Origin of the sequence: Azospira inquinata (genome assembly GCF_018905915.1) — a bacterium.
Taxonomy (GTDB): Bacteria; Pseudomonadota; Gammaproteobacteria; order Burkholderiales; family Rhodocyclaceae; genus Azospira; species Azospira inquinata.
This window is the reverse complement of record NZ_CP064782.1, coordinates 1,534,955-1,558,648: the sequence shown is the minus strand read 5'-3', so window position 1 is coordinate 1,558,648 and position 23,694 is coordinate 1,534,955. Positions and strand designations below refer to the sequence as shown.

The window sequence follows — 23,694 nt, the reverse complement described above, 5'->3', positions numbered from 1 at the left end:
CTTTTTCCCCGGTTTCAGGCAAAGAGGCCCAGGGGCCGGGAACCAGGGAGCGGGACGGGGCCTGCCGCCTTGCCCCAGCCGCAACCCGCCACCACCTCCGCCAAAACCTGGCGGTAATCGGTGGTCACGGCCAGATCCACGCCCTGATCCAGGGCCCGGGTGCTCAAGCCGGGCCAGCGGCCCGCCATGCGCCCGCCCCTGACCCCCTGGCCCATCACTAGCCAGCAGGCGCCGTGGCCGTGGTCCGTACCGCCGCTCTTGTTGGCCCGCAGGCGGCGGCCAAATTCGGTCATGGCCACCAGCACATAGGGCCGGTTGGCGGCGGCCATGTCTTCGTGAAAGGCGGCCAGGGCGGCGGAAAGCTGGCCCATCTGGGCGGCGAAGCGTCCGGCCTGACCTTCGTGGGTATCCCAGCCCCCCATATCCACGCAGGCGGCCTGCAAGCCCACGTCCAGACGGGCCAGACGGGCCACGGCGGCCAGACCCCGCCCGGCTTCACCGCCCTTACCGTAATCCGCCTTGCCCCCCGGCACGTAGGCCTCAATCCGGTCCCGGCCCTGGCGGGGCAGGCGACCGTCCACCGCTTCCACCAAGGCCAGGGTCTGCCGAGTGGCCACATGGACCGGGCTATCCCCCGCCTCTGCACTGGCTTGCAGCAATTGCCGGGTGGCTTCGCCCCAGGGGGGCAGCAGGCCGTGGTTCAGGTCCGGGGCCGACAGCACCCGGTCAAACTCGGCCAGGCTGCGGTCCGTATTGGTCCCGGCACAAAAAGCGGGGACCGGTCCGGCCAGGGAAAAATGGCCCAGGGCCCGGGATAGCCAGCCCCCGGGGGTGCCGGACAGGGCTTTTTCCTCCGTCAGGCCCCCTTCCACCAATTCCTGGGCGACAAAATGGGAGCGGGTGGCATCTTCCAGACCCACCCCATGGACAAAGCTCAGCACCCCGGCTCCGTAGAGCTGGGCCAGGGCCGCTCCCTGGCGATGCAGGCGGAAATCCAGGCAGGGGTCCAGACTGTTGGCCAGGGGCCAGCCCTGATCCGGCCCCCGATCCATGACCCGTAGTTCCGGGGGACGCACCCCCTGATAATCCGGGTCCGCCGCCGGGCCCAGCAAATGGAGACCGTCCGCCCCGCCCCGGAGAAACAGGCTGACCAGCAGGGGATGGGACGCGGTGGGCGCGCCGTAGGCCAGCCGGGACACCCCACACCAGGGGGAGAGGGCCCCGGCCGCCAGGGCCGCCTGGAGAAATTGCCGCCGCTTCATACTGGTTCCATCCCTTTAACCCAATTGATATTCGGGCACCATGGCGGCCCAGGCCACCAGATGCCTAGCCGGACCGGGCGCCGTCAGGGACTGGCCTGCCCGCAGGCCCGCCGTGGCCAGGAGCCGCTCCGCCAGGGGCGGCGGAGTCGCCCCATAGAGCCGGTCCAGCCAGAAGGCGACAAAGCGGCCCGCCGCCACCCCGGGGCTGAGGGGCTCGGGAAAGGGGTTCCAGGTACCGTTACCCCACCAGTTTTCCCCCAGCCCCGCCACCAGGGTCCAGCGCCGCCGTATGCCGTTGCTGGAGAGCCAGTAGGCGCTGTCCTCCGGATGGCCGTCCGGTGTGGGCCAGCCGTAGAGGCGCTGACCGGCGGCGGCCATTTCCCCCACCAGGCCTTCCGTGGGCTGGAAATTAAGGCCGGTGGCCCGGATAAAGCCCGCCACCAGTTCCAGGGGCCGCTTCACCTTGGCCTGACGGCTGGCGGCAAAATCCCGGGAGAGAACAATGTATTCCACCACCCGGGCGATCTGGTCCGGCCGCCGGGCCGTCTCCCGCCAGACCCGGGCGGCGCCGGCCACCAGGGCCGGACGGGGCCGGTCATCCACCAGGCGAACGCAAAGTTTGTGGGCCAGATGCTGGGCCGTAGCAGGATGGAAGGCGGCCAGGTCCAGAACCCCTTCCCCGTCCGCCATGGGGGGCTGGTAAGGGTCGAAATCCCGGGCCAGCACCCGCTTCTGGTAATTGTCGTGCCAGGCCTCCACGTAGGCGAAACGGCCCGTGCGGGGCTGGGTCTGGCCGCCCCCCAGGTGGGCCCCGTCTTCCAGGGTCCAGCCGGTGAGGGCCCGGGCTGCCTCGTACACGTCCTGGTCGATATAGCCCTGGGGATGGCCCTGGAGGGCGCCGGGCACTTCCCGCCAGCGCTGGTAAAGGCCGTTCAGATAGGCGTCCCGGCCCAGGGTGTGGAGTTCCAACAGCTCCCGGGCGTAGTTTTCGTTGGGCGCCCCGGCCCGGGAGCTGCTGTTGTTCAGGTAGCGGAGCATGGCGGCGCTGCGGGCCACCGCACCCAGCATGGTGCGGAAGTTCCCCAGGCTGTGGGGCCGGATGGCTTCCCGCTGATAGACGGGAAAGGCAATGCCCACGGTCTGGTCCCAGGCATTGACGTTGAAGTGGTCATGCCAGAAATCCGCCAGCACTTCCCTGAGCTGCCAGGGGCTATACACGGCCCGCACCAGGGTTGCAGCAATGGCTTCATTGCGGGGCCGGGCCTTTTCCGCCGGGGCGACCGGGCGCCCTTCCCCACCGTGGAGGGCCCATAGGGATTCAATGGGGGCCTGCAACCATTGCAGAGGGCGCTGTTCGTCCACGGCAGGCCAACCCTTTTCCAGGTCCTCCCCATAGCGGATGGGCAGACGCAGGGCGGCCAGACGCCGTTCCCCTTCCGGATCCGTCCCCGGCGCCAGCTGCTCCTCCACCCAGCCGCGAAAACCCAGGCGTTGCAGGGCCTCCCGGCTGATCGGATCGGGCCCGAAGGCGAGGCGGTGGAGAGGCCAGTCTTCCGTCAAAATTTTTGCCATTGCCCCCTCCGTCAGGGCCGGTTCTGTCGTCCCCGGGAAACGGGAACGAGGCACAAGGGCAGGGGCTCAGTCATGGCGCCAGTATCCCCCATGGAGCTGCCAGCGGCCGCCTTCCCCCGGTTCCCAGCGATGGGGTTCCCAGTGTTCATGGGGGCGGGGCGCCGCCCAGCGGCCTTCCACCCAACGATGACGGTCATTTTCCCAGGCCCAGTGGCCCGTAATCCATACATATTCCGGATAGGGTTGGGGCGGAATCACCTCCACCCGAGGCGGGGGCGGCGCCATGGGGGCCCAGACGGCCACGGGCCTTTGGGGCGGCACCACCACGCAGGCGGACAGGGAGAGGGTGGCCGCCACCAGGGCGGCCGTGAGCACAGCTTTGGTCATGGGTTTCACCTGCCGATCAGAATTGCCGCCCGAGGAAGGAAGGGCCATCCCATGGTAGGGGGATGGGCTGACCACTGCCTGAGCGGCTACCGGGTTCCTTATCGCCGCTTCCTAGGGGGAGACGGCGGCCGTGACCGGGGCATGGGAGGATCGGGGACGGGTGAGGACAGAAGGTGCCGGATGGGGCTTGCTCCCGAGCAGATGCCGGGATACGGATACCCCGTTTCTGCCATGGGCGTGCAACCGGGGATGACGCTGGGCCCAGGAGCGGGGCGCCGCCCAGGCCGTGCCCATCAGGCAACACAGCAGCAAGGTGCAGAAGATTTTGTCCATGGGAGGCTTTCCACCCAACCGTTTACCGATCCGGATTTTCCCGGCCTGATCCTTCAACGCCCGGCAGGAAAAAAAGGCGACCCGGCAAAGGTAAGCAAATGGCCCCAGATGTAAGAATTTGTTGCCCCTACCTCCCCAAGCCCCCAGCAAAACGCCCCGGGGAAACCGGGGCGCTAGGAACCAGGGCCGACGCCAGGATTCAAGCGGCGGCGGACAGTACGGAGCCCACAATGGCCGCATTGGTGGAATAGGCAGCTACCACGGAGGAGAGGGAGGGATTGGTCTTAAGCAGGCTGGCCCAATTGGCATTCACGTCCGAGGAATAACCGGAGCTGCTGGAAGAACTGGTGGAAGTGGAGGAGGAACCGGAAGCACTGCCGCCACTATCCCCCGAGGTGCCGCTGATACTACTAGCCGTCCTAGATCCTTCCTGGGCAGCCTGCATCAAGGTATTGAGCAAGGAAGCCGCATCCACCGTGGAAGAGCTGGAACCCAGGGTAGCAATCAGGTTGGCCTGGGAAGCCAGATTTACCGCCGTATTCACCAGATTGGTGACCGAGCTACTGGAAAGGCTGGAAGCGCTGCTAGCGCTGGAACTGGTGGAATCCGTAGCAGTCAGGCTAGTACCGCTTCCCGCCACCGAACCGGAACTGGTGCTACCGGCAGCCGACCCCGCCGCTACCTGGGTAGCCGCGTAATAGTCGTAGTAGCTGGAAGAGCCGTAGTTGGTTGAGATGGTGGACATGATGAAGACCTCCTGGGGAAATGGTTGCCCATCGGGCTTACCCCTTGGATTTCACTTACATCATAGTCCATTTCCTGACCCCGGGTGAGGGGAAAAATGTAAAAGAATCATAAGGTCAAGACCTTTTTCCCCTTCCCAGCCTGTTCATAAATCTGGGGATAACCGGTGGGAAATTTCCCCCCTAAAATCCGTCCTGGGAAGCCAGGGAACCGTCCCTCAAGGCTTTTGCCCTCCTATTGGGCAATAGAAGTTATCCCCAATCCCCCCGCTGGCAAAACAGAAAAACTGTGCCAAGATGGTCCCATGAAGTCCATGACATTGGAAAAAATGCTGCAAAGCCAAGGCTTCGGCAGTCGCAAACAGTGTGCCCAACTGATACGGGAGGGGCGGGTTCGGGTAGGGGAACGGTTGGCGACGGATCCGAGCACCCCTTTCTTTTCCAATGAAACCCCAAATTTTCAGGTGGATGACCAGGTTTGGCCCTATCGGCCCCAGGCCTACCTGCTGCTCCATAAGCCGGCCCATGTGGAGTGTTCCCATGCGCCCCAACATCACCCTAGCGTTTTTTCCTTGCTGCCGGCGCCTTTGGTACTTCGGGGGGTGGAGTGCGTTGGGCGTCTGGATGAAGACACCACCGGGCTTCTGCTTCTTTCCGATAACGGGCAATTCATCCATGGACTGAGTTCCCCCAAACGGAAGGTCAGCAAAACCTATCTGGCTACCCTGCGCTATCCGATTAACCCCGAGTTTCTGGAAAAGCTTTGGCAGGGAGTGCTACTCCATGGGGAAACGGAATGCCTCAAGGCCGATGCCTGCCTTGCTGAAGACGATTTTTGCCTGCGTTTCACCATCAGCCAGGGCAAGTATCACCAGGTGAAACGCATGGTGGCGGCTGCCGGGAACCGGGTGGAAGCCTTGCATCGTTGTGCCATGGGCCAGTTGCAGTTGTCCGAGGACTTGTTGCCAGGCCAATGGCGCTGGCTAGAGTCCTCGGATTTTTCCCTGCTGGGGCTTGCCCCAGGTGATTTTGGTTTTGTATAGGTTTTTTCTGTATACAAAGACGTAAACCAGTTAACCTAGACCTAAGTCTGTGGATAACTTTTTTTTTCATTTATTTTTAGTAAGTTAAAGGGGAAATCCGGGTGTTGGTAAGTGGCCGGGAAGGGTGTGGGCAAATTGTGGACAGTTTTGGCCCCCTGGTGTTTTTCCCGGCTTGTGCACAATGGATACCCCTTTTCTTCCACCACTTATGCACACCATGACTCTGACTGAAATGCGCTACATCGTTTCCCTCGCTAAAGAGCGCCATTTCGGGCGGGCGGCGGAAAAATGCCACGTCAGCCAGCCGACCCTGTCCGTGGCTTTAAAAAAGGTGGAGGAGCGCTGTGGCGCCATCCTTTTCGAGCGTAGCGCCGCGGAAGTGAAGCTCACCCCCGTGGGGCGGGATGTGGCCCTCCAGGCGGAAAAGGTGCTTAGCGAAGCCATGCAGGTGGAGGAAATCGCGGCCCGGGGCAAAAATCCCTTCGCCCAGCCTCTGCGCCTGGGGGTGATCTACACCATCGGCCCCTACTTGCTGCCCCGGCTGGTTCCTTCCCTCCATAGCCGGGTGCCGGAAATGGCCCTCTATTTGCAGGAAAACTTCACCCATCGGCTGGCGGAACTACTGAAATCCGGGGAGTTGGATGCGGTGGTGGTGGCCCATCCCTTTGAAGAGGGGGGCATCGTCACCCAGGCCCTGTACGAAGAACCCTTCTGTCTGCTGGTTCCGGCCCAGCACCCCTGGGCGGACAAGGAGAACATTCCCGCGGCCCAGTTGTCTGGGGAAGAGTTGCTTGTGCTGGGGCAGGGCAACTGCTTTCGGGACCAGGTGGTGGCTGCTTGCCCCCGTCTTACGGAGCCGGGGGGCCTGGAGCGATCCTACGAAGGGGGCTCCCTGGAGACCCTGCGCCTGATGGTGGCCAGCGGTGCGGGGGTGGCCGTATTGCCCGCCTCTGCTGTGGCCGCCAATCCGCCGGACCCGAATCTGGTGCGGGTGATTCCCTTTACCGATCCGGTGCCTTCCCGGCGCATTGTGCTGGCCTGGCGGGTGACCTTTCCCCGTCCCCAGGCCATCGATGCCCTGCGGGCTGCGATTCTGGGGGATTTACCCCCCGGTGTGCAGGGGCTTTGAGGACGGGCTCCGGGGAGAAGGTGGATTACGGGTTGTATAGTCATTGACTATAGATGTTATTTTTTTAATCAATTAGATTAATTATTTTCCCAGGTCTAGTATTCCTTCCATCGAAGTTGTTCCCAAGTGCTAATCCAAAGGAGAAACACCATGGCTGACCATACCTCCCCCACCCTGAAAAACCTGGAAGGCGCCTTCGCCGGCGAATCCATGGCCCACATCAAGTACCGCTACTTCGCCAAGATCTGTCGGGCCATGGGCGACGAAGAAACCGCCAAGGTTTTCGAAGCCACCGCCGATCAGGAAGTGATGCATGCTTTCGGTCACCTGGATCTGCTCTATCCGGCGGCCACTTTGTCCCCGGCAAAATGTCTGGAAATGGCCATCGCTGGCGAAACTTACGAATATACGGAAATGTATCCGTCATTCCGTGAGACGGCAGAGCAGGAAGGCCATCACGGCGCGGTTTCCGAGATCGATCAGCAGATCGCTGAATCCAAGGAACATGCGGAACAGTTTGCCGCCACTTTAGCCAAGGCTGCCAAGCGTTTCGCTGCTTTGGCCCGGGTTGAAGAACGGCACGCCAACCACTACAAAGAGACTTTGGCTAAGGTCAAAGGCTGATTTTTGCAAAAGTATTCGAAAATACTGAAGTTTTAACTTTTAAGCAGAAAATAAATTTTAGGAGTTTCATCATGAAAAAATGGCAATGTATCGTTTGCGGTTTCATCTACGACGAAGCCTTGGGGTTGCCCGATGAAGGTATCCCGGCGGGGACCAAATGGGAAAATGTACCGGAAGACTGGTGCTGTCCCGATTGCGGGGTGGGCAAGTCCGATTTCGAAATGGTAGCCCTCTAAAAAAATAGCCTGACCCCAATCCCAACAGAAAACACCCTAAAAAAATTAAGGAGAGTTGCCGTGGAACCCATTGTCATCATCGGCTCCGGGCTGGCCGGTTACGGGCTGGCCCGGGAATTGCGGAAATTGGATAAAGAAGTGCCCCTGGTCATGATTTGCTCCGATTCCGGGGATTTCTACTCCAAGCCCATGCTCTCCAATGCTCTGGCCAACGGCAAGGACGGGGCTACCCTGGTTAATACTCCCGCCCAGAAGATTGCCACCCAACTCAATTTGCGCCTCATCCCCGGGGTACGGGTGCAGGCCATCGACCGGGCCGCCCAGCGAGTTTCTTGGGCTGGTGGGGAGCAGACCTATTCCCGCCTGGTATTGGCAACCGGCGCCGATCCCATCCGCTTACCCTTGCAGGGAGACGGGGCGGCAACCGTATTGTCCGTCAATGACCTGGGGGATTACGCCCGTTTCCGGGAAAAGCTGGTCGGTGCTCGGCGGGTGACCATTCTGGGGGGCGGGTTGATTGGCTGTGAATTTGCCAATGACCTGGTGAAGGGAGGCTATGCCCCCACCATTTACGATCCCTCTCCCCTGCCCCTGGGACGTTTGTTACCTCCCGGTGTGGCGGGCTTTTTCCGGGACCGTCTGGCGGCCGCAGGGGTGAGCTGGCAGCTGGAGGATTCAGTGGCCCGGGTGGAAGGCGGGCCGGGGGCTTATGGCCTCACCACGGCCCAGGGCAAGACCGGGGAAGCGGACGTGGTGCTCTCCGCCGTGGGACTGCGCCCCCGGCTGGGATTAGCCCAGGAAGCCGGTCTTACGGTCAATCGGGGCATTGTGGTGGATCGCCAGCTGGCGACTTCTGATGCCAATATTTTCGCCTTGGGGGACGGGGCTGAGGTGGCTGGTCTGGTGTTGCCCTTCGTACTGCCCATTATGCAGGCTTCCCGGGCCCTGGCGGCCACTCTGGCGGGGACCCCCACAGCGGTGGTTTATCCGGCCATGCCGGTGGCGGTAAAGACCCCTGCCTGCCCCGTGGTGGTGTGTCCCCCCGCTCCCGGTGTCCAGGGGGGCTGGGAGGAAAGGGTGGAAGAAACCGGGGCCCGGGCCCTGTTCAAGGATGGGGCCGGCAACCTGCTGGGCTTTGCCCTGGCCGGGGATGGGGTGCAGGAAAAGCAGGCCCTGGCAACCCAGGTGCCGCCGGTGCTGGTCTAGGAGAAGGGAAACGCCCCTTGGGGATGCTTTTCCGATCCCTTCCATGAAAAAAGGGCCCCGAGGGGCCCTTTTTTGGGTGCTGGAAAGGGGCTAGCCCCTATTCCGTGGTGTCTGCCGTTTTCTTGGCGGCAGGCTTTTTCCCCGTGGTTTTGGCGGGGGCTTTCTTCGCTCCGGCCTTGGGTTCCCGTTTTTCGAACTCGAAGCCCACTTTGCCGTCTTGAGCCCGGACCAGGAAAGCGGAGAACTTCCGGTGGGTGCGGGCGGAGACAAAGTTTTTCAAGAGATCGGTACGGCCGGTGGTGAGCAGTTTCTCCATCTGCTCCCGTTCCACCGGCTGCTGGAGAATGATTTTTCCGGAGCGGAAATTGCAGGTCTTGGCCGGGCCCACGGACTTTTCACAGACATAGGCCATGCCGTGTTCGTACACCGGCGCCCCGCATTTGGGGCAAATCCCCAGGGACTGCTGGTCGGAGAAATCCACCGGTTCTGCCCCGGCTTCGTCCCCCTTGTCCTGGCCGAAATCGAACTCCGGTTCCTTCTTGTCATTCAGTTTGATAATGGCGTTGAAGGGCCGGCCCATTTTGTTGCGGAAGCCGGTGAGGGGCCCCACCTGGCCCTGGGTGAGCAGGGTTTCGATTTCCCCGGGCTCAAACTGGCGGCCTGCGACAATTTTCCAGAGGCCGTAGTCGCAGTCGGAACATTGGAATTTCTTGTAGGTTTCCCGAATCTTGCCGCCGCACTTGGGGCAAGGGGTGGTCAGTTCGCCGAAATCCCCGGGAATGGTGTCGCTGTCGTAGCTCTTGGCCCGCTCCACGATGCGCCGGGTCATATCGGCGATTTCATCCATGAAATCATGGCGGGTAAGTTCGCCCCGCTCAATGCGGGCCAGCTGCCATTCCCATTCCCCCGTCAGTTCGGGAGAGGTGAGTTCCGCCACACCTAGGCCGTTGAGCAGGGTCATGAGGGAGAAAGCTTTGGCCGTGGGGATAAGTTCCCGGCCGTCCCGGTGGATGTACTGTTCGTTAATCAGGCCTTCGATAATCTGGGCCCGGGTGGCTGGGGTACCCAAACCTCGGCCACCCATGGCGGCCCGGAGTTCTTCGTCATCCACCATCTTGCCCGCCCCTTCCATGGCGGACAGCAGGGTGGCTTCCGAATAGCGGGCAGGGGGTTTGGTTTCATGCGCCGTGACCGCCACTTCTTGGGCGGTTACCGTTTCTTTGGGGGCCACGGGGACCAGATTGCCTTCCTCACCGGTTTGGTTATCCCGACCATAAACGGCCAGCCAGCCTGCTTTTACCAGAACTTTGCCTTCGGTCTTGAAGGATTCCCCTTCCACCTGGGTGATCCGGGTGGTGACCAGGTGTTCCGCCGCCGGGAAAAACACGGCCAGGAAGCGCTTGACCACCATGTCGTAAAGCTTTTGCTCCGGCTCGGACAGGTGTTTGGGGGCCTGGGTGGTGGGGATGATGGCAAAGTGATCAGAAATCTTGGCGTTGTTGAAAATGCGCTTGTTGGGGACCACCCAACCGCCCTTCAGAATCTGGCCAGCAAAGACACCGTAGCGGTCGGCGACGAAGCTTTCCGTCCCCTTGGCTCCGTTGTCTCCCTTGAGCATTTCCAGGGTGGTGCGCACCGTGGCCAGATAGTCTTCCGGCAGGGCCCGGGCATCGGTCCGGGGATAGGTGAGTACCTTGTGCTTTTCGTACAGCGCCTGGGCCAGGCCCAGGGTGGACTTGGCGGAAAAGCCGAAGCGGCTGTTAGCTTCCCGTTGCAGGCTGGTTAGGTCATAGAGCAGGGGGGAAAGCTGGGTGGAAGGCTTGGCTTCCTCCGTCACCGTGCCCGGCTTGCCCTGGCACTTGGCCTGGAGGGCGTTGGCCTTGGCTTCATCCCAGACCCGGTCGGCCCGGGCGTGTTCATCCTCGGCCTTGCCCTTGAAGCCCGTATCGAACCATTTGCCCAGATATTCTCCAGCAGCGGCACCGAAGGTGGCTTCCACTTCCCAATAGGGATGGGCCTTGAATTCCCGGATTTTCCGCTCCCGAGCCACCACCAGAGACAGGGTGGGAGTTTGCACCCGGCCCACGGTGGTCAGGTGAAAGCCGCCGCTCTTGGAATTGAAAGCGGTCATGGCCCGGGTGCCGTTGATACCCACCAGCCAGTCGGATTCGGAACGGCACATGGCGGCGTCCGCCAGGCCTTGCATTGCTTCGCCCTGACGCAGGCGGACAAAGCCTTCCCGGATAGCGCCCGGGGTCATGGATTGCAGCCATAGCCGTTGTACCGGCTTGGTGGTCTTGGCGTGCCGGGCGATGTAGTTGAAGATCAGTTCCCCTTCCCGTCCCGCGTCACAGGCGTTGATGAGGCTGTCTACCTCTTTGCGCTTTATCAGCCGGGTCAGCAACTTGAGGCGTGACTCGGTCTTGGCAATGGGCTTCAGGTCAAAATGGGGGGGAATTACCGGCAGGTTAGCGAAGGACCATTTGCCTCGCTTGACCTCGAATTCCTCCGGCGCCGCCAGTTCCAGCAGGTGGCCGACCGCCGACGAAAGCACATAGGCGTCGCTTTCGTAGAAGTCGTCCTGTTTGGTGAAGCCGCCCAAAGCGCGGGCAATGTCCGCGGCGACGGAAGGCTTTTCGGCAATGATCAACTTTTTGCCCATGAAGGCTTTCTCTGGGAAATCCGGTAAAGGTGCGGGGGATGATAAGAGGCGCAAGGCGGCCTTGGCAAGTTGTCAAGGCCGCCAGGGAGATTCGGCGGGTACGGCGGGAGGGAAAAACGGGCCCAGGTTCTAGTGGAGCAGATCCGGGTCGGCGTCGGAGAGGAGCTCTTCCACGATCAGGGTATCCAGGTCCTTTTCCCGGCTCCACAACACCATGAGCACAATGACCTTGAAGCGGGATAGATCCACCGGCTCTTCCGCCAAGGCCAGGGCCCGGTCGATGACCAGTTCCCGCAGTTCAGAGCTCAGTACCCCCGCATTTTGCAGGAACTGGAGAAAGCCCCGACAGTCGCTGCCCAGTTTGTGCAGCTCTTCTTCATTGTAGAAGCGGATGGCCTGGGGATCGGCCTGGGGAAAGGCGCGCACGGCCCCTTCTGCCTTGAGGCCAGCCAACCAGCCCAGGGCTTCGGTGATTTCTTCTTCGGTGAATCCGGCGGCGGTGAGTTTGCGGGTCAGAACTTCGGGTTCTGGGCGGGAACTGAATTCGTAGTAGTTTTCGAACAGGTAAACAAGAATGTCAAACATGGCAGGCTCAGGTGGCAGTGAGACGCTGGAAGCGTCCACCGGGCAAGCTGGCCACCTCTCCGGCCAACTCCATGCGCACGAGGATGGCGTATAGCGCATCCGCCGTCAAGCCGGTGCGCTGCACCAAGGTATCCAGGGAAACCGGGTCAAAGCCCAGGGCCGCCAGTACCGGCGCCTCTTCAGGGAAGGCGGAGGATGGCTCCTGGGGCGGGGAGGGAATATCCGGTTCCGGATCGGAGGGGGGAGGCGGCACGGTGAGTTTTAACTCTTCCAGCACATCCTGGGCGCACTCCACCAGTTTGGCGCCCTGCTTAATGAGCCGGTGGCAGCCCTTGGAAAGGGGGGAATGGATGGAGCCGGGAATGGCGAAAACTTCTTTGCCCTGTTCACCGGTAAGACGGGCCGTAATGAGGGAGCCGCTTTCCACCGCCCCTTCCACCACCAGACAGCCCAGGGACAGGCCCGCGATGATGCGGTTACGGCGGGGGAAATTGTGGGCTACTGCAGGGGTGCCCAGGGGAAATTCGGAAATCAGGGCGCCCTTTTCCGCCAAGGCAAGGGCCAGATCCCGGTTACGGGCCGGGTAAATACGGTCGATGCCCGTGCCGATGACCGCGATGGTGTTGCCGTTTTCGGCCAGGGCTCCTCGGTGGGCCGCCGCATCAATGCCCAGGGCCATGCCGCTGACGATGGTGAGCCCCTGGCGGGCCAGGGTGGCGGCAAAGGCCCGGGCATCCTGTTCTCCCTGGGGGCTGGCGTTGCGGCTGCCCACCACGGCCAGGGCCGGGGTATTGAGGAGGTCCAGACGGCCTTTGACGTAGAGCAGGCTGGGTGGATCTTCCGTTTGCAGCAGCAGGCGGGGATAGGCGGCGTCCGCCAGGGTGACCAGGTGATTACCCGGTTGCTCGGCCCAGGCCAGGGCCTGATCCACCCCTTCCTGATTGTCCGTATCCAGGAGCAGGTCGGCCTTGTTACCTACATGTTGGCGCAGGGTGCTGCGGGGGGTGGCGAACAGGGTGTGGGGAAGGCCGAATTGGCCCAGCAACTGGCGCTGGGTCTGGGGCCCGACCCCGGGGATCAGGGTCAGGCGTAGCCAGGCGGCCAGGGCTTCCCGATCTTGCATCAGGGGGTTTTGACCTGATCGCTGATCGCTAGGGGGTGCTCGGCTTCCATGACCAGTCCGTAAGAGACCTTGTCGAAAACCCGGAAGACGAAGACTAGACCGTAGCGTTCCGCAGGAATGTAGACCGTTTCCTTTTTGTCCTGCTCATTACGTTGGACGAAGCTCTTGGAATCGCTATAGATGGCCAGCACATGGCCAACTTCCAGCCCTTCCCGGGCGCCCTTGCTGAGGGTAACCACGGAGCCCCGGCCGCCAGTGCTGACGCCCCCGTAGACCGAGAGAATGCGGCCTTCCACAAAGTTGTCAGGCTTGTGGGGAATGTAATCCAGCAGGGGGGGCTTTTCCGCCGGCAGCATGCGGTCGAATTTGCTGATTTCCTGAACGGCGGTGGTGATTTCCATGAGGGCCGGGTCGCCGGGCCGGACCAGCCGGGCAGTGCCCAGGTGGAAAGCTTCGTAGCCCAGCACTTCCTTGGTATCCGGATCTACCAGGGCCTTGCCCGGGCGGTAGATTTCCCAGTTTTCCCCGTCGCTGCGCACATTGGTCACATAGGCCTTGTCCCCAGCGCCCAGATTGACCCGGTTTTCTTGGGGCGCCACGATACGGCCCGAGTCATCCATGGATTTGTTATCCACCACCAGGGGACGGGTCAGGTAGGGCTCGATGTCCTTGGGGGGAATGGCGGGAATTTCGTCCGCTTCCTTTTCCGTATATTCCTTGGGTTCCAGCTTTACGGTGCCGGAGCGGTTGCCCTTATAGGGATGGGCGACCTTGAGCTGGAGGCGGCCGTCTGCGCCCCGGACCAGCAACACCATGTCCCCCGGGTAAATGCGGTTGGGATTGTGTATGGTGCCTTTGTTGAGGTGCCAGATTTCTGGCCAGCGCCAGGGTTCCTTGATGAATTTTCCGGCGATTCCCCAGAGGGTATCTCCCTTCACTACCACGTAGTGATCCGGTGCGCCGTCCGCCAAGGTCACGTCCCCTTGGACGGCCTGGGCCTGGGTGACGGCGACGCTGAACGCCAGGGTGGCTATAATGCGGGCAAGGCGGGTGCCCCACCGGGTACCTGGAGCTGGGAACGGGGTCCGAAACATAGGCTTATCCTCGATTATTCGGAACGCGGGGGTAGCCTTGTGGTCTCAAGCGATGGATTGGGTCTGGCTTGAGGAAACAAGGGCAAGGGCTCCGAAGCTAGAGATTCTCTTTAAATTCTGCATGTAATACGTTATTCGGGCAAGCATTTTATGGCTTTACTTCCCATTTTGCGCTATCCGGATGTCCGCTTGAAAAAGGTGGCGGCGCCGGTGGAAAAATTTGACGATGACATCCGTACCCTGGCCGGAAATATGGCGGAAACCATGTACGAGGCACCTGGGGTGGGCTTGGCTGCGACCCAGGTGGATGTGCATAAGCAATTGATTGTCATCGATGTTTCTGAAACAAAGGATCAGTTGCTGGTGCTGATCAATCCCCAGATTCTGGATGAGCAAGGTCTGATTCTGGGGGAAGAAGGCTGTCTTTCCGTCCCCGGTATCTACGACAAGGTGGAACGGGCCGAAAAGGTGACTGTGCGCTTCCAGGATTTGAGCGGCAAAACCCAAACCCTGAAGGCGGAGGGTTTGCTGGCGGTGTGTATTCAGCATGAAATCGACCACCTGAAAGGCAAGGTATTTGTGGAATACCTGTCCATGCTCAAGCAGAACCGCATCAAGACCAAGCTGGCCAAGCAATCCCGCATTACGGCCTGACCCCTTCCCTCTTCCTTTGGACGCTGCATGAAGATTGTTTTTGCCGGTACCCCGGATTTCGCCGCTACGGCTCTGGCCGCCCTTTACCAAGCTGGCCACCAGATTTCCCTGGTGCTCAGTCAGCCGGACCGGCCCGCTGGACGGGGAATGAGTCTCCAGGCGTCACCGGTAAAGCGTCTGGCCTTGGAACACGGCACGGAAGTATTCCAGCCCCTTAATCTCAAGGACGAAGAGGCCCAGGCCCGGCTGCGCCGGGAAGCCCCGGACGTGATGGTGGTGGCCGCCTATGGTTTGTTGCTACCCCAGGCGGTGCTGGATATCCCCCGGTTGGGTTGCCTCAATATCCACGCTTCCCTGTTGCCCCGTTGGCGAGGCGCGGCCCCTATCCACCGGGCCATCCTGGCTGGTGATCGGGAAAGCGGTGTCTGTATTATGGCTATGGAAGCTGGTCTGGATACGGGGCCCGTTTTGTTGCGCCGGGCCGAGCCCATTCTGGAGACGGATACCACTGCCCTGCTCCATGATCGTCTGGCGGTTTTGGGGGGCGAGTTAATCGTGGAAGCCCTGGCTGGTCTGGAAGCCGGTAAGTTGGTTGCCCAGCCCCAAGAAGAAGCTGGAGCTGTTTATGCGGCCAAACTGAGTAAGGGGGAAGCTCCCCTGGACTGGCGCCAGTCCGCCGAAGTCCTGAGCCGTCAGGTGCGGGCCTTTAATCCCTTTCCCGGTGCTACGGCTAACCTGGGCGGCAATGTGCTGAAAATCTGGAATGGGGTAGCGGAAGCCGGCGAGGGGAATCCGGGCCAGGTATTGGAAGTAACCCGCCAGGGCATTCGGGTGGCCTGTGGTCAGGGGACTCTGGTCATTCGGGAGCTGCAGAAGGCGGGAGGTAAGCGTCTTCCTGTTGCCCAGTTTTTGGCGGGACATCCGGTGCAGGTGGGGCAGCAGTTCTCTGTATCGGTAGCTTAGGGTTGGATAAAAAAAGGGCGGGTGTTTCACGTGAAACACCCGCCCTTTTTTAATGAGGGAAGCCATCACCCGTTAGTTGTTGCTGGAGCAGCGCACCTAGCCGTTTTCCGGCCTTACAGAGTTGTTGATCTCCAACCTGCTGGGCTCGAGCGGCATAGGTCGGGGATAGGGAAACCGGTGGCCATGGGGGTAAATCCCCGTAGGCTACGGTTATTGCGAGGTTACGACTTTCTTGTAACCAGATGGTTGGACCCTGCATTTTTTTAGGTTTGCCACAAAGTCGACTCAGCGCTTCTGCCCGGCGAGCCAGGGCGGCTCCCCGTAAGCCCCTGGGACCAGCTAGTTCGTCCCAATAGGTATGGAGATTGGCTTCTCTGCCGGAGACATCGTCTCCGGCCAGGGTGAGACCGTTGCCACCCCTGTCGGACTGGCCTGAAGGGAGATTTCGGCTCCAGGTATGCAAAGGTTGGTGGTATGTGCAAGTTTCTAAATGACGGACTACCTGAGTGAGATGGTAAATCAAGAAGTTAGCCATATTCTTTCGGTCAATCGCAATGTGAGTTGGGATGGACATCTTTAGTCTGTTGAGTCCATTTTTTTTGGAGAATGTTAAATATTGTGTCCTGAATCGCCCCGGGAATGAACTGACCCCCAGAAGTTGGACAAATTTCGAGGGTTTCCATGAAGAAGTACAAAACGGAGTTCAAGCTCAAGGTCGTCAAGAGTTTTCTGGCTGGAGAAGGCGAGGCGAAGTTGCTGGCCCGGCGTTGGAAGGTGCCCGAGGAGAAGATCCGCACCTGGGTGAGCCACTATCGCCTCCACGGCATTGACGGGTTGCGCCCCAAGCGCAGCGCGTACAGTACGCAGTTCAAGCTAGAGGTGCTGGCCCATCAGGACCGTGAAAAGCTTTCGAGCCGCAAGGTGGCGACGATCTATGATATTCGCAATCCAAACCAAGTCGTGGTCTGGCGTCGCAATCTCGATCAAGGTGACGTGCAGACGCTCGGGGACGAGAAAGAAGAGCGTCCCAACATGAAGCCAGAACGACGCTGCGCAGCGCCCTCGAACATGGTCGCCACCGATTCGACGCAAGCCCTGCGCGAAGAGAATGAGCGACTGCGCACGGAGGTCGCGTACCTAAAAAAATTGCAGGCCTTGATCCGGTCGAAGAGGTCAGTTGCGCCGACAAAGCGCGTCTGATTTCCGGGTTGAGGCGTCACCATAAATTAACGGATCTACTGCGGGTCGCAGGCCTGGCACGCAGCACGTTCTACTATCAGATCCAGGCGACCCAGCGTGCCGACCAGCAAAGCACCATGGAGGCCAAGATTCGCGTCGTCTATGACGAGCACAAGGGCCGCTACGGCTACAGACGGATCACGGCCGTGCTACGCAGTTCGACGGAGGAACCGGTCAACCACAAGTGCGTGCAGCGCCTGATGAAAAAGATGGGGCTACGCGCGTTGATCCGGGCGAGGAGGCGCTCCCGACATATCCCGGGCATGAGCGATGAGCACGTGCCCAACGTTCTGCAGCGCGACTTCTGCGCGGCCGCGCCAAACCAGAAGTGGTCGACCGACGTCACCGAGTTCAATGTGAATGGCCGCAAGCTCTATCTGTCGGCCTGCATGGATCGCTACAACGGCGAGATCGTCGCGTACCGCATGGCTACGCGTCCGGTTTTTGAGCTGGTTTCCGGTACGCTCGAGGCGGCGCTTTCGCGGATCGGATCCGCCTCCGAACTGATCGTGCACTCGGACCAGGGCTGGCACTACAAGATGCAGCCCTACCGAGCGATGCTCGCGCGGAGTGGAGTCAAGCAAAGCATGAGCCGTAAGGGCAACTGTTTCGACAACGCGGCGATTGAAAGCTTCTTTCGGCACGCTGAAGGCCGAGTATTTCCACCTTGAGATGCCCGACAGCATTTATGCGCTCGAAGCGGGCGTACATGATTACATCAACTACTACAACCACGAGCGCATAAAGCTCGGGCTGCAGGGGCTCAGTCCGGTGGCGTTCCGGCTGAGAAGCACCGCCAGATCGGCGGGGTCGTGACCGTCCAACTTCTGGGGGTCAGTTCAGAATTAAGGAGGCTCCAATACTAGAAAGAATGGAGCTATGAGCAAAGCGAACAAATACTCCCCTGATCAGAGAGCGTGCCTTACGGCTGGTCCAAGAGGTGCGCAAGCAGCGGCCATTGTTGAGGGCAGCGGTCTAGTCAATCGCGCCGATGATCGGCGGTTGTAAATTCCATCGATAAATGAAAATGAGCATAGATATTTGAGACTGTGAACTCGGATAGTTGTCTAAACGCGTTCTTCTCCAAAGAGGAAAAAGGCCACCTAAGTAGCCTTTTTTATGAGTGAGCCCCTAGTTCTAGGCTCAGACCTCGATCACTAAGCCGGGGCGGAAGCCGCTAGGCTGAGTGTCGGCTGTCGGAGGTGATCGCTATGATCCGTAGCCTACATGCATGCCGAGCCCCGAACTTTTCGGATTTCTATAACAAGGATTGGGCTATCTTGAGTCGTTCGAGATAGGCAGAGGCCTCTGCTCGTCCTCGCCAAGGGCTATCCCCGTCGTAATAGAAGAAGCCTGGAGTGGTTGCCTTCGGGTGAGACATATCCCAAAGCTGCTCTTCCTTTAAGTGAGTTTGTAGATGAGGAAAGTCTTCGTAATTGACCCAAGTGTCGCCGATCAAGCCAACCGGCTTGTACTTGCGATTCAAAAGAATCTGGCCTTCATTTCCCTTTGCAACCAGGCAGTAAGGCAGCCAGCGATGCATCTCGACATCCACAAGAGACGATACCTGAACCTGGAATCTCGGAACCTTGAGGAGGGTTTCAATGTACGAGACAGCGAATTTGATCGCGTTCTTTGCAGAGACAAATCTATTGCAAATGTCCTCTGTCTGCCTCAATACCTCAACATAGCGGTTTACTCTTCCCCTGCGGGGTTGCTTAACTTGAAACTTGCGGATCGCTTGGATGAATTCATCCCGCGTACGGCGTAGCTGGTATCCGTTGTCGGGTGAGTCGTCTGGCAGACGATTCTTGACTAACAGCGACCAATTGCTCCAGCCATTCTGCTGTGCAATTAAGTCTAGTGCCTTACTTAGAGGGATGTCGTCTGTTTTGGAAAGCTTCTTGGCTTGACGACGAAGATACTCAATATGAGTAGACGAAAAATGGTTGTGCATCTGCACGCTCCTAAGTTCGGCTGATTCTTGATGCGTCCACACAACAAGATAGCCAACCTTTGGGCGGGCAGCCATGAAACCAACGTTGCTGAACCAGCTTCGCCATCGTGGACGGGCAAGCTGACGTCAGGCAGCTCTGATGCCCATTATATTCAAACGTCCATAAAAGGCAAAATCGAGGCGTCCTTACTTGGTACTGCCGTCCGATGAGCTTTTCTTAGCCTGTTTGAACAGGGTAAAAAGCCACCTAAGTGGCCTTTTTCATGGGTGATGCAGTTAGGGTTTTAGACCTCGATCACCAGGTCGGGGCGGAAGCCGCTAGTGGCCACCTCATCGGGATAGCCCCGCTGATTGGAAATCACCCGACAGCCATTCTCGGCGAGGAAGTCATTGTTGGTGTGGGTGTGCCCATGGCACCACAGGGCGATGGGATGGGCTGCCATCAGGTGGCTCAGATCGGTGACGAAGTAAGGGGAGACCTCGCTGCCTTCGTGTTGCGGGGCGACACATCCCCGATGGGGCGCAAAGTGGGTGACCACAATGGTTTTGCCCTCGAAGGGTTTGGACAACTCGGACTTGAGCCATTTTACGGAGCGTTTAAACAGGGCCAGGGCCCCCCTTGGGCTCTAGCTGCTTGCCACTGCGCCCCAGGATCATCCAATAGTCATTGATGCTGGCCCGCGCCGTCGCCATGGCCAGCGCCTGTTGTGTCCCTGCGCCGTACAAATCGAAGCCACTCCATAGCGTACAGCCGAGAATACGAACCCCGGGGAATTCCACTGTTCCCTGTTCAAGGAACGTTATTCCCTGCCTGGCCCAGGTGGGACTTTGCAGCTCTTCGATGAGCCGAAGGCTTCCCTCGTAGAACTCATGGTTCCCGCAAACGTAGATCACGGCTGGGGCGCTGGGCCAGGCAGAAAAAGTCTTTGCTGCCCATTGCATCCCGTAAGTGCTTAGGGAAATGTCACCCGCCAGTATCACTACATCCACCTCCAAAGGCTGGGGAGCCCAGGAAGCGCGTAGGCATTCCAGGTGAAGGTCAGAAAAGAGGGCGATTTTCATTGATCCGGACCTTGCATGTTGTCGTGTAGTGAATCCGAATTCACTATCGCAGGATAGGTTGTAGACTCCGATAGATAAATTAGATTTCCGGATATCTATAGGCAATTACTCGGAGTAATTGCCCAACCAGGATTAGTCGGCTAATCGGCCAAAGCTGCCATCTGTTAGAAGAACTGCCGATGGCAGCTTTACACAAAATTCCGGACACGCTCCCCCCATGCAGCCTGCGGCAAGGCTACGAAAGTCGGGGCAATTCGGTACTAACTCAGCGGAGTGGCCAATGTAGCGCGGGTTGCTAACGTTGAGGCGATAAGCCAACTGCGCTCGTGTAGAGTATTAACGTCGGCGGCAGTTTAGCGGGGGGCGCGAGAACATCGCTCCACACCACGGAGGAGGAATAGATGATGGCTACCAAGCCAGCCATGAAGATGCCCGAGGTGCAGGTCTTCGCAAGGTTACTTGCCGTAGGCTTTGTAGGTGCAGAGGTGTGGCGGGATTCCTTCTACCTCGGTGCGAACGCCGCTCCGATATTTTCTGATGTAGCCCTCTGGGCTAAGATCGTCGGGATACTGCTCGGAACACTGTTATGTCTGGTCTACGCGGCTAACCGGAGCGCGTACGTTGCCGCTGTGCGAATGGCTCGCAGTCTCCGCATCGATCTGCTGGTTGCTGTCAGCATCGGCATCTGGACAAACGAGTTGACCTCTCCCTGGCTAGCCGAGGCTCATGCGGTACTAAAGAATGCCGATCCTCAATGGGGACTGGCAGTTTTCGTCCTGCTCTGCGCCGTGCTGTTGTCGCCACTGGTTCAACAGTACTGGCCTAGACCCAAAAAAACGACTCCACAGCTGTATTTCATTGCGGATGAGGAAATCGGAGACGAGCAAGAAGATCTGCTTGCGAGCGAGGCGCAAGCTAAGTCGTTCGCGGAGACTGTGCTCGCAAGCGGTGCGCACCAGGGGCTTGTCTTTGGGGTCGATGGACCGTGGGGAGTCGGCAAGACAAGCTTCATTAACCTCGCGGAACGTTACTGGGCACGTGCCGAAGATAGAGCTATCGTCTGTCGATTCGAACCCCTTCGGTATGCATCTGAGCCCGATCTTGCAGGCCGCTTGATTCGTGACTTGTCCGCTGCAATTCAACGAAAGGTCTACGTCCCAGAATTTCGACCGGCAGCATCGCGGTACTCTCGACTGATAAAAGGAAAGGCCGACCTGTCGTTCCTTGGCTTTAAACTTTCTTTGGAGCCGTCGCAGGAAACAGTTGATGAATTGCTTGATGATATTGACGAAGTCCTTAGGCGGATTGGACGTCGAGTAATCATCGTAATTGACGATCTGGATCGATTGGATGCGAAAACTACCAACAACGTTCTGTTCGCAACGCGACGGACGTTCAAGCTCTCTCAGGCCACCTACGTCCTTTGTTACGACACCGAGATATTTGCTGGGAGCAAGGACGAGGGTTCGAGGGCACGGGAGTTCCTTGAAAAGTTTGTGACAGTCAAGCTGAGCTTGTTCGTCGATAGCTCCAGCATTCGGGACTTCTTACGAAGAGACTGGCAACGCGCGGAAAATCAACTGGGCTCAATTCCTTCCGACACGATGGTGAAGCTTGGCGCGGTGCTCAACGAGTTGGCGGATATTCTCGATGGCGAGCTGGCGGCGAAGTACTTGCCCCTTGTGGGTGACTTGCGCAAGGTAAAGCGCTTCGTCAATGCCTCGTTGCTCATGCAAATAGAGAAAAGCGACTTAGGTCGAACGGACTTCAATAAACGCGACCTCATCAACCTCATGCTCTTGCATTTGAACTACCCAGGATTGTTTAGGCTTATCTATGCAGAAGAGACGGAAGGGCGTTCCGGGATTTTCTCGGTGAGCCGCGAATACGGAGAACCAAACTTCAAGAACTCTGCTGAGTTTTCGGAACTTGTGAAGGAGCACTCAGGGGCCGCTGGATTCCTATTGAAACAGCTTTTCGATGTGATAACTCTGAAGCTTGGTGATCAAAGTGACGTAGATGAGGCGGTCCTGGCGTCACGTGCCTGCTTCAATCAGGACTCTTTCAGGAATCTGGAGGCGTACCTCAAGCTGATTGTGCGGTTCGCCACGCCCGAGCCACAGGAGACATTTATTCTGTATCAGGGGGCCGTGGAAAGAGTTCGGAAGGGAGTGCCCATTGCTTCAGTTCTGACGTCGCCTGACTTTCGATTGGAACGAGGGGAGCGCGCACATGATCAGTTCTGGAGAGTACTCGTCAATCAGTCTCATGACTTCACTCGTGCCGTTGCCGAAGATGCGATCGACATGCTGGTTGACTATCTGCCGCACTACTCGGCGATCAGAGATGATGGTTTAGGATTAAGACATAGATCGATCTACTCCCTGCTTAGACTCTTAGATCGAGCTGGTTGGGGGAGGACATCGGGTCGTCGTCTCTCGAATACCGCTGAGAATGTCATAGAGATTGCATGGCGGATCTTCGGCGAACGTTCGTACGAAGGCAAAGGCCTACTTCAACGCCTTGTCAGCAGCGATCGCGGCGTCCTTGCCTGGAACGACCTCATGTTGTTCAGGCTCCAATGCTCCGCAGATCGTCAGGGACAACTTTACAACCTGCATTCAGCCCTTATCGTCCATCAGGATCGAAGCGCTGTGACAAGTGGTTTGGTCAGTAATCTCGCATTGATGGGAATGAGAAGACTGTCTCAGACGGTGTTCGCGCTGTTCAAGCAAACCTACATTGATCCGCAGCGAAACTTCCTTTCAGAAGTCAGTGACGCCCCAGTTGAAGCGTTTCTCGGCGAAGCTTTGTCTCAACTTGGCCAGCAGGCATCAAGAGATGATCAATTCAAGCAAGGTTCCGCTTTCCTTGCTCAGCACGTTTCCTCGGCGCGCTCTTCCGTAAAGTCCTTCGTGATCTACCAGCTGAGCAATCCGCTGCCCCCAAATGGGTCAGGAGTGGGCTGCGGGCATTATGACGAGTGTGGGACTGACGATGGTGGCGGTATAGCAAGGCTGATGAACGAGTACGCCTTTGGCGTCTGCTTCAACCCCGATATCGACGAGGACAACGTCTTTCATTTTCTAGACCACTGTCTATCGCACTTGAGTCGCTCGTTCTATTCGGGCAGAGATGAAATGGGCTACTCTGCGTCAAAGGCTGAGCTTCCAGGGGGTCTTGATTCGAGGGAGATGGGACGGTATTGGAGTCAGCACCAGAATCTCATTCGCCAACGAGCCATGCACGTCAAAGAGCGCTATGTAGTCACAACCAACTACATAGCTTCGTATCGCAAAAATCTGGCTGAAGTCTTCGCCGTACTTGATGGATTGGCCGAAGAAGCAATAGCGGCTGGAGCGGAGTCCGACAAGCTTCCGTCGGATCGGTCTTGAACTGGGTCGAGCGTCCGTTGAGCTAACATTACTGACTCGGTACGATCGGTGTTCATGAGAACTCAAGAACTTAACTTCAGTCGATTGCTCCGACACTGGTCTTTCAACGTCTTTCAACCTAAAAGGACGAATGGCGGAAGTGCTCCAGGTTCCGGACGTTCGAGCGACAAGCACTGGGTGACCGCTTAGGCCGAGGAGCGGAAATTAGGCATACTCCCCTACCCCACTTCGTTTGACGTTACCCCCAATACGTCAGGAAACCCAAAGCCGCCAGTGGCGCCTAAAAAAGCCGGTTCTGAGTACAGACCGGTTAATACCATTCAGAAACAGGGAATGACAGCTTCTACATTTTGTTTACTTCCCACACTAACCTTACGCTTCAAAACACCAAAGTCATAATTCACAGTCAGATAAACGCCAATGGC

General features: G+C 58.9%; 24 protein-coding genes. 11 read left to right on the top strand and 13 right to left on the bottom strand.

What is annotated here, in order from left to right; all coding sequences use genetic code 11:
• Nucleotides 1–14: 14 nt before the first annotated feature.
• The 5 genes from Azoinq_RS07095 to Azoinq_RS07075 all read right to left on the bottom strand — a co-directional run bounded on the left by Azoinq_RS07095 (nucleotide 15) and on the right by Azoinq_RS07075 (nucleotide 4,299).
• Nucleotides 15–1,262 carry a DUF1501 domain-containing protein gene (locus tag Azoinq_RS07095; RefSeq protein WP_216130565.1) on the bottom strand — a complete coding sequence of 416 codons (1,248 nt, stop codon included), beginning with the start codon at nucleotides 1,260–1,262 and terminating at the stop codon, nucleotides 15–17.
• 15 nt (nucleotides 1,263–1,277) lie between these two features.
• Nucleotides 1,278–2,834 (bottom strand): DUF1800 domain-containing protein, encoded by a 1,557-nt coding sequence (locus Azoinq_RS07090; RefSeq protein WP_216130567.1) that lies wholly within the window; start codon nucleotides 2,832–2,834, stop codon nucleotides 1,278–1,280.
• A gap of 66 nt (nucleotides 2,835–2,900) precedes the next feature.
• Nucleotides 2,901–3,221 (bottom strand): YXWGXW repeat-containing protein, encoded by a 321-nt coding sequence (locus Azoinq_RS07085; RefSeq protein WP_216130569.1) that lies wholly within the window; start codon nucleotides 3,219–3,221, stop codon nucleotides 2,901–2,903.
• A 111-nt stretch (nucleotides 3,222–3,332) separates the two neighbouring features.
• Nucleotides 3,333–3,554 carry a hypothetical protein gene (locus Azoinq_RS07080; protein WP_216130571.1) on the bottom strand — a complete coding sequence of 74 codons (222 nt, stop codon included), beginning with the start codon at nucleotides 3,552–3,554 and terminating at the stop codon, nucleotides 3,333–3,335.
• Between the two features lie 199 nt (nucleotides 3,555–3,753).
• Entirely contained in the window at nucleotides 3,754–4,299 is a 546-nt protein-coding gene (locus Azoinq_RS07075; RefSeq protein WP_216130573.1) for a hypothetical protein, read from the bottom strand.
• A 303-nt stretch (nucleotides 4,300–4,602) separates the two neighbouring features.
• On the opposite strand from Azoinq_RS07075, the gene Azoinq_RS07070 reads away from it, so the two are divergent.
• From Azoinq_RS07070 to Azoinq_RS07050, 5 genes are all read left to right on the top strand, one after another.
• Nucleotides 4,603–5,340: a pseudouridine synthase gene (locus Azoinq_RS07070; RefSeq protein ID WP_216130575.1), complete on the top strand. Its 738-nt coding sequence runs from the start codon at nucleotides 4,603–4,605 to the stop codon at nucleotides 5,338–5,340.
• A gap of 217 nt (nucleotides 5,341–5,557) precedes the next feature.
• Nucleotides 5,558–6,469, top strand: a complete 912-nt coding sequence (locus Azoinq_RS07065) for a hydrogen peroxide-inducible genes activator (RefSeq protein WP_216130577.1) — start codon at nucleotides 5,558–5,560, stop codon at nucleotides 6,467–6,469.
• A gap of 150 nt (nucleotides 6,470–6,619) precedes the next feature.
• Entirely contained in the window at nucleotides 6,620–7,093 is a 474-nt protein-coding gene (locus Azoinq_RS07060; RefSeq protein WP_216130579.1) for a rubrerythrin family protein, read from the top strand.
• Nucleotides 7,094–7,164: 71 nt separating this feature from the next.
• Nucleotides 7,165–7,329 carry a rubredoxin gene (locus Azoinq_RS07055; protein WP_216130581.1) on the top strand — a complete coding sequence of 55 codons (165 nt, stop codon included), beginning with the start codon at nucleotides 7,165–7,167 and terminating at the stop codon, nucleotides 7,327–7,329.
• A gap of 60 nt (nucleotides 7,330–7,389) precedes the next feature.
• On the top strand, nucleotides 7,390–8,535 hold the full coding sequence (locus Azoinq_RS07050; protein WP_232368589.1) for an FAD-dependent oxidoreductase: 1,146 nt from the start codon (nucleotides 7,390–7,392) through the stop codon (nucleotides 8,533–8,535).
• Nucleotides 8,536–8,632: 97 nt separating this feature from the next.
• Here Azoinq_RS07050 and Azoinq_RS07045 read toward each other — a convergent pair whose 3' ends face one another.
• From Azoinq_RS07045 to Azoinq_RS07030, 4 genes are all read right to left on the bottom strand, one after another.
• Nucleotides 8,633–11,197: a DNA topoisomerase III gene (locus Azoinq_RS07045; protein WP_216130583.1), complete on the bottom strand. Its 2,565-nt coding sequence runs from the start codon at nucleotides 11,195–11,197 to the stop codon at nucleotides 8,633–8,635.
• Nucleotides 11,198–11,326: 129 nt separating this feature from the next.
• Entirely contained in the window at nucleotides 11,327–11,782 is a 456-nt protein-coding gene (locus tag Azoinq_RS07040) for a DUF494 family protein (protein WP_216130585.1), read from the bottom strand.
• Nucleotides 11,783–11,789: 7 nt separating this feature from the next.
• Nucleotides 11,790–12,905: a DNA-processing protein DprA gene (dprA, locus tag Azoinq_RS07035; RefSeq protein WP_216130587.1), complete on the bottom strand. Its 1,116-nt coding sequence runs from the start codon at nucleotides 12,903–12,905 to the stop codon at nucleotides 11,790–11,792.
• Nucleotides 12,905–13,999 carry a LysM peptidoglycan-binding domain-containing protein gene (locus Azoinq_RS07030; RefSeq protein ID WP_216130589.1) on the bottom strand — a complete coding sequence of 365 codons (1,095 nt, stop codon included), beginning with the start codon at nucleotides 13,997–13,999 and terminating at the stop codon, nucleotides 12,905–12,907. Before Azoinq_RS07030 ends, dprA begins: the two co-directional genes overlap by 1 nt.
• A gap of 150 nt (nucleotides 14,000–14,149) precedes the next feature.
• On the opposite strand from Azoinq_RS07030, the gene def reads away from it, so the two are divergent.
• Together def and fmt are read left to right on the top strand one after the other, a co-directional pair.
• A complete protein-coding gene (def, locus tag Azoinq_RS07025; RefSeq protein WP_216130591.1) occupies nucleotides 14,150–14,653 on the top strand; it encodes a peptide deformylase in 504 nt (167 codons plus the stop codon).
• A gap of 27 nt (nucleotides 14,654–14,680) precedes the next feature.
• On the top strand, nucleotides 14,681–15,616 hold the full coding sequence (gene fmt, locus Azoinq_RS07020; protein WP_216130593.1) for a methionyl-tRNA formyltransferase: 936 nt from the start codon (nucleotides 14,681–14,683) through the stop codon (nucleotides 15,614–15,616).
• Between the two features lie 49 nt (nucleotides 15,617–15,665).
• On the opposite strand, the gene Azoinq_RS15225 is transcribed toward fmt, so the two are convergent.
• Nucleotides 15,666–16,151: a S1/P1 nuclease gene (locus Azoinq_RS15225; protein ID WP_408627114.1), complete on the bottom strand. Its 486-nt coding sequence runs from the start codon at nucleotides 16,149–16,151 to the stop codon at nucleotides 15,666–15,668.
• A gap of 146 nt (nucleotides 16,152–16,297) precedes the next feature.
• Between Azoinq_RS15225 and Azoinq_RS07010 the strand changes: the two genes are divergently transcribed.
• Genes Azoinq_RS07010 through Azoinq_RS15220 form a run of 3 tightly spaced genes read left to right on the top strand, consistent with a single transcriptional unit; the run spans nucleotide 16,298 to nucleotide 17,671 of the window.
• Nucleotides 16,298–16,816 carry a transposase gene (locus Azoinq_RS07010; RefSeq protein ID WP_216130597.1) on the top strand — a complete coding sequence of 173 codons (519 nt, stop codon included), beginning with the start codon at nucleotides 16,298–16,300 and terminating at the stop codon, nucleotides 16,814–16,816.
• Nucleotides 16,817–16,824: 8 nt separating this feature from the next.
• Nucleotides 16,825–17,526: an IS3 family transposase gene (locus Azoinq_RS07005; protein ID WP_216130598.1), complete on the top strand. Its 702-nt coding sequence runs from the start codon at nucleotides 16,825–16,827 to the stop codon at nucleotides 17,524–17,526.
• A 1-nt stretch (nucleotide 17,527) separates the two neighbouring features.
• Nucleotides 17,528–17,671, top strand: a complete 144-nt coding sequence (locus Azoinq_RS15220) for an IS3 family transposase (protein WP_216130600.1) — start codon at nucleotides 17,528–17,530, stop codon at nucleotides 17,669–17,671.
• Between the two features lie 442 nt (nucleotides 17,672–18,113).
• On the opposite strand, the gene Azoinq_RS06995 is transcribed toward Azoinq_RS15220, so the two are convergent.
• The 3 genes from Azoinq_RS06995 to Azoinq_RS06985 form a co-directional block, all read right to left on the bottom strand.
• Entirely contained in the window at nucleotides 18,114–18,887 is a 774-nt protein-coding gene (locus Azoinq_RS06995; RefSeq protein WP_216130602.1) for a hypothetical protein, read from the bottom strand.
• Between the two features lie 209 nt (nucleotides 18,888–19,096).
• On the bottom strand, nucleotides 19,097–19,381 hold the full coding sequence (locus tag Azoinq_RS06990) for a metallophosphoesterase family protein (RefSeq protein WP_216130604.1): 285 nt from the start codon (nucleotides 19,379–19,381) through the stop codon (nucleotides 19,097–19,099).
• A 28-nt stretch (nucleotides 19,382–19,409) separates the two neighbouring features.
• Nucleotides 19,410–19,874, bottom strand: a complete 465-nt coding sequence (locus Azoinq_RS06985) for a metallophosphoesterase (protein WP_216130605.1) — start codon at nucleotides 19,872–19,874, stop codon at nucleotides 19,410–19,412.
• Between the two features lie 401 nt (nucleotides 19,875–20,275).
• Here Azoinq_RS06985 and Azoinq_RS06980 point away from each other — a divergent pair, with 401 nt between their 5' ends.
• Entirely contained in the window at nucleotides 20,276–23,269 is a 2,994-nt protein-coding gene (locus Azoinq_RS06980) for a KAP family NTPase (protein WP_216130607.1), read from the top strand.
• The last annotated feature ends 425 nt before the right edge of the window (nucleotides 23,270–23,694 follow it).